A 5,617-nucleotide genomic window follows, 5' to 3' on the forward strand; every position below is an offset into this window, starting at 1 on the left:
CCCGCCCGCCTCCGGCGCACCCCGGAGGCGGGCGGCCCCGTCCGCGGAAGCGGTCGCGCGACGCGCCGCCGCGCCCGGCCGCGTTCTCCCGGCACGGCGGCCCGCACCGGCCTATGCTGGGGGTATGGCGGACTCCGGGGAAGCCCCGTTCAAGGTCGCCGACCGGTTCCGGTTCACCTGGAACGGTGTGTGGCTGACCGTCGCGTGCCTGGTGTTCACGGGTACCGGCGTCGCCCTCATCGTGCGCGGCGGCGCGTTCGACACCGGCATGGGGATCATCGCGGTCGTCGTGTTCGGCGGGGGCGGCCTGCTGGCCGCGTCGCGGGTGCTGTCGCGCCGCCCGGTCCTCGTCCTCGACTCCACCGGCGTGTGCGTCGTGGCGCCGTGGCCGCGCTCCGCGAGCGACGACGTCCGGCTGCCGTGGTCCGACATCGCGCTGGTGCGCGCCTGCACCCAGGTCGTGCGGTACCGCGGCGGCGCCGCGCACCTCACCTACCTCGTCTTCGTCGCCCGCGACGAGGAGAGCGAGCCCTACCGGCCGCCGGTCCCCTGGCACCCGCAGCACGCGGTGCGGGTGCACACCACCTGGGACCACGGCGTCGAGGAGATCGTCGCCGAGGCGCGGCGGCACCGGCCGGGCCTGCCCTTCGACGACCGGCGGGTGCCCGGCGGCCGGCGCGTCTGAGCCGGCCGGGCCCGCCGCGGCCCGGCCCGCGGGGTCAGCCCACCGGGACCGCGGGGCGGTCGGCGGCGCGGTCCTCGGCGGCGGCCGGCGGCTCGTCACCGCCTTCGGAGATCCCGACGCGGTCGTGCAGCCGGCGCAGCGGACCGGGCAGCCACCAGTTGACCCCGCCCAGCAGCCGCATGGTGGCCGGCACCAGCAGGGCCCGCACCAGGGTCGCGTCGACCACGACGGCCACGGCCAGGCCCACCCCGATGATCTTGAGCAGGAGCAGGGTCGACGACCCCATGGCCCCCAGGACCACCACGAGCAGCAGCGCCGCGCTGGTGATGATCCCGCCGGTGCGCTGGAGGCCGACGGCGACGGAATGGGCGTTCGCGCCGGTGCGCAGGTACTCCTCGCGTACCCGGCTGAGCAGGAACAGCTCGTAGTCCATCGCCAGGCCGAACGCCACGATGATGATGAGCACCAGGTAGGTGGGGTCGATCGTGCCGACCGCCTCGAACCCGAGCACCCCGCCGAGGTGGCCCTCCTGGAAGCCCCACACGACCGCGCCCAGCGACGCCCCCAGCGACAGGAACCCCATCAGCACCGCCTTGACCGGCAGCACCAGCGAGCCGAAGGCGAGGAACAGCAGCACCAGGGTCACGCAGACGACGAAGGCCAGGGTGGCGGGGACGGCGGCCACGATCGCGTCGCCGCTGTCGATCTGCTGGGCGGCGGTGCCGCCGACGAGCACCTCGGCGGTGCCGCCGCCGGAGGCGTCGGGGCCGGGCTCGGCGCGCACGTCGCGGACCAGCTCCCGCGTGGGGGCGGCGTCGATCTCGCCCTCGTAGGCGACGCTGACGTGGGCCAGGCCGTCGCCGCTGCGCGCCACCTCGGCGCCGATGGCGCCGTCGAGTCCGGCGAGGCGCTCGGCGTAGGCGTCCAGGTCGCGCTGTGCGACGTCGCCCACGACGGCGACGTCGATCCGGTCGACGCCGCCCGCCGGGAAGTCGTCGCGCAGCGCCTCGGTGGCCAGGCGGCTGCCCGCGTCGGTCGGCAGGTAGCGCTGGTCGGTGGCGCCGACGTCGGTGAACGCCAGCGCCGACGCGAACGAGGCCAGCACCGCGCCGACCGCGAGCACGTTGAGAACGGGGCGGCGCATGACGCCGTGGGCGAGCCGGGCCCAGCCGCCCGCCTTTGCGGCGACCGCGCCGGTGACCGAGCGGGGGGCGCGGCGCCGGGTCAGCCGGAGCGCGTCGATGCGCCGGCCGGTCACGGCGAGCAGGGCGGGCAGCACCACCAGGGCGGCGAGCACGTCGAACAGGACGACCGCGATGCCGCCGAAGCCGATGGAGCGCAGGACGGGGTGCGGGAAGAACAGCAGCCCGGCGAAGGCGATCATCACCGTCACCCCGGAGAACGCGACGGTGCGCCCGGCGGTGGCGAGGGTGCGCGGCAGGGCGTCGGCGAGGGCGGTGCCGCCGTCCAGCTCCTCGCGGAACCGGCTGACCATGAACAGGCCGTAGTCGATCGCCAGCCCCAGGCCCAGGATGGTGGCGACGTTGACGGCGAACACCGACACCTCGGTGACGTAGGTGAGGGCGTGCAGCAGGGTGAGCGAGCCGAGGACGGCCAGGCCGCCGACCGACAGCGGCATCAGCGCGGCCACCGCGCCGCCGAAGATGACCACGAGCAGGACCAGCAGGAGGGGCAGCGAGACCAGTTCGGCGCGGACGACGTCGGACTCGGCCTGGGCCGACAGTTCGTGTTCGACGCCGACGGGTCCGCCGATGCGGGTGTCGAGCTGGCCGGCGTCGAGGTCGTCGGCGATGGCCTCGAAGTTCGCCATGCGCTCGGCGTCGGTGTCGCCCGCCAGGGTGATGGGGACGTAGGTGGCGTGCCGGTCCTCCGAGACCAGCATGCCGCGCTCGACGTCGCCCAGGCCCTCGTCGAGGTAGGTGGTGACCTCGGCGACGCGGTCCTCGGGGAGGTCGTCGCGCATCTGCCGGATGGAGAAGGCGAACATCTGGTCGTCGATCCGCAGCTCCTCGCTGCGGTAGACGGCGACGACGTCGACCTCGTCGTGGCCGAGCCCGTCGGCGATGACCTCGGCGGCCCGGGTCGACTCCGCGCCGGGGTCCTCGAAGCCGCCGTCGCTCACCGCGTCGAACACCCCGGTGCCCCACACCGCGGCGAAGGCGATGAAGACGGCGGTGGCCGCGAGCACCCCGACGCGGCAGCGGTGACCGAACCTGCCCAGCGCAGCGAACATGATCCGCCCCTCGACATGCTGTTAACGTGAAGACATGGGAAATGTCCGTGAATGGCGCAAGCTTACGGCGTTCACGGAAGTTTGCGATGAACACTCCCTCGATGTGACCGACGCCACTCCGGGGCGTTCCGGGCGGCGATGAGGACGACCGAGGCCAGAGTGGCGACACGAGAGGCGGCACCAGTGCAGGCCGACGCGGCAACCGCGGGGACCACGCACCCGACGCGGCGGGAGCGCGTGCGCGAGGCCACCCTCCTGGAGATCAAGGAGATCGCGCGCCGCCACCTGGTGGCGCACGGTCCGCCGGGGGTCTCCCTGCGCGCGATCGCCCGCGAGATGGGGATGACCGCGCCGGGGCTCTACCGGTACTTCGGCAGCCACGACGAGCTCATGCTGGCGATGCAGGCCGACTACTTCACCGAGCTGGCCGACGCCGTGCGCGCGGCCGACGCGTCACTGCCGCCCGATGACGTGGACGGGCGCATCCACGCCGCGCTGCGCGCGTTCCGGCGGTGGGCGCTCGCCAACCGGGCCGAGTTCGCCCTGCTGTTCGGTCCCCCCGGCCCGCACCACGGCACCCCCGAGGGGCCCGCCGTGGCGGCCGGTCAGGAGTTCGCCGCGGTCTTCTTCACCCTGTTCGACCGGCTGCTGGCCGAGGAGCGCTTCGCGGTGCCTGACGACGACGCGCTCACCCCGGTCCTGTGCCGGCAGCTCACGGCGTTCGCCGAGCACACCGGCTTCTCCACCGCGCCGCCCTTGGGCGCCCTGCACCTGCTCACCTCGTGCTGGGTGCGCCTGTACGGGGTGGTGTGCATGGAGGTGTTCCACCACCTCGGGTTCATCGGGGACGACGTCGACGCGCTGTTCGAGGCCGAACTACGCGGCATCCTCGCCGCGGTCGGCGTTCCCTACCGCGTCCCATAACCCGCCGCCCTCCCCGATCCTACTCCGGGCATCCGCACCCGCCGCCCCCGGACCGGCCGCACCACCACCCGCCATCCCGGCGGGCCACCGCCACCCGCCCCGCACGGGACCCACCCGTCACGGCGGAAGGCCGTTCGCCGACCGGGCGGCCGGGTCCGGCCGCGTACCGGGTACCCTCCGCACTACCCGCTGTACGCCATGCCCGAATAGGGTTGATCATCCCGCTTGCTCCGTGGCAGCTATTGACAAGGACCGATTCGTGGACCCCTCCTCTGGCGGCGAAGGGACGCTCGGCCCCGGCCGGACCTCCCCGCCTCCCCCCGGCGGACCGGCCGTGCCCGACGGTCCGGTGCCCCCCGCCGACGCGCGCCCCGCACCGCCCGGACCGGATCGTCCCGCGCACCCCGCCCCGAGCGGCCCCCCTCAGGGCCCTCCGCACGCCGACCCCGCCGCGGCCGGGCCCGGCCGTCCGGGCACCGGACCAGCGGCCACGCCCGGTCCCGGGCACCCGCCGCCCCCCGGCCACCCCGACACCGCGCGGACGGCCGGTGGACCGCCGACGGGAGCACACCCCGCCGGACCGCCACCCGCCGAGCAGCGGGCGCAGTCCTCCCCCGACACCACGTCGACCATGAGCGGGTTCCCGGCACCCGGACGGCAGGGGTACCCCGGCGGCGCCCACCCGGGCCCGGCCCGCCCCGGCCCCGCCGGTGCTCCCCCGTTCGGCGCGGCCGGCCACCCCGCCGCCCCGTCCCCGCAGGCCGCCCCGTGGCCGCCCGCGGGCGCCTCCCCCTACCCCGGCTCGCCGTACGGCACGTACTGGCCTCCTCCGCCGCCTCGGCGCCACGGGGGCACCGCCGTGTGGGCCGCGGTCGGCGGCTCCTCCCTCGCCGCGTTCGCGGCGCTGCTGGTGTGCGTGGCGCTGGTCGCCAACGCGCCGTCCCCCACCCCCGGCGGGACCGACACCGCCGACCCCGCGCCGTACTACAGCCGGGAGCTGAGCGAGCGCCCGCATCCGATCGAGGTGGACGTCGCCGGCCACCCGGTCTACGACCTCGCCGTGCCCGAGCGCGTCGACTGCGAGCTGCCCGACCTCGACCCCCAGTCGGCGTCGTCCTGGGAGGGCTTCAGCGAGCAGATCGGCGGCTGCCTCAACGAGATGTGGCAGCCCCGGCTGGAGGAGCTGGGGCTGCGCACCGAGGCCCCGACGTTCCACGTCACCGAGGAGAACCCCGACCAGGGGTCCCCGGAGGAGGGCATGACCCTCGCCTACTACGAGGGCGACCGGCTGGCGGTCACGGTCGTGCTGCCCAACGTCACCCTGATGGCGCGCGACATCCCCGACGCCGACCAGGAGGCCGTGTGGGCGGCCCTCCTCGGCCACGAGTACGGGCACCACGTGCAGCAGGCCACCGGCATCCTCGACGCCTCCTACGAGATGGAGCGCGGGGCCGCCTCGCAGAGCGAGGAGCTGGAGGCGCTGCGCCGGACCGAACTGCAGGCCGAGTGCATGGGCGGCATCGCGATGAGCAGCCTGGGCGACTTCGGTGACGCCGAGATCGACCGGGTCAACGAGTGGCTGAACGGCGGCAGCGACCTGCCCACGCACGGCTCCGCCACCAACCGCCAGTACTGGTTCGACCAGGGCGCCACCCTGGACACCATCGAGGCGTGCAACACCTACGCCGCCCCGGACACCGAGGTCCGCTGACCTCCCCGCCGACCGGCGGTGGCCACCGGCCACCGCCGGTCGG

4 protein-coding genes are annotated in these 5,617 nt (G+C 75.1%); 3 read left to right on the top strand and 1 reads right to left on the bottom strand.

Annotation, left to right across the window (positions count from 1 at the left end; all coding sequences use genetic code 11):
- Positions 1-124 precede the first annotated feature (124 nt).
- The gene (locus tag NT8_RS26885) at positions 125-685 is read left to right on the top strand and encodes a hypothetical protein (protein ID WP_067975569.1); all 561 of its coding nucleotides are present in this window, start codon (positions 125-127) and stop codon (positions 683-685) included.
- A 34-nt stretch (positions 686-719) separates the two neighbouring features.
- Here the strand turns inward: NT8_RS26885 and NT8_RS26890 are convergent, their stop codons facing one another.
- Entirely contained in the window at positions 720-2,939 is a 2,220-nt protein-coding gene (locus NT8_RS26890) for an MMPL family transporter (RefSeq protein ID WP_067975572.1), read from the bottom strand.
- Between the two features lie 237 nt (positions 2,940-3,176).
- Here NT8_RS26890 and NT8_RS26895 point away from each other — a divergent pair, with 237 nt between their 5' ends.
- Complete coding sequence (locus NT8_RS26895; protein WP_067975575.1) at positions 3,177-3,863, top strand: TetR/AcrR family transcriptional regulator; 687 nt, start codon at positions 3,177-3,179, stop codon at positions 3,861-3,863.
- 631 nt (positions 3,864-4,494) lie between these two features.
- Positions 4,495-5,574 (top strand): neutral zinc metallopeptidase, encoded by a 1,080-nt coding sequence (locus NT8_RS29000; protein ID WP_084469318.1) that lies wholly within the window; start codon positions 4,495-4,497, stop codon positions 5,572-5,574.
- Positions 5,575-5,617: the final 43 nt, after the last annotated feature.

The organism is Nocardiopsis trehalosi NBRC 14201, assembly GCF_001552555.1.
Classification (GTDB): Bacteria; Actinomycetota; Actinomycetes; order Streptosporangiales; family Streptosporangiaceae; genus Nocardiopsis_B; species Nocardiopsis_B trehalosi.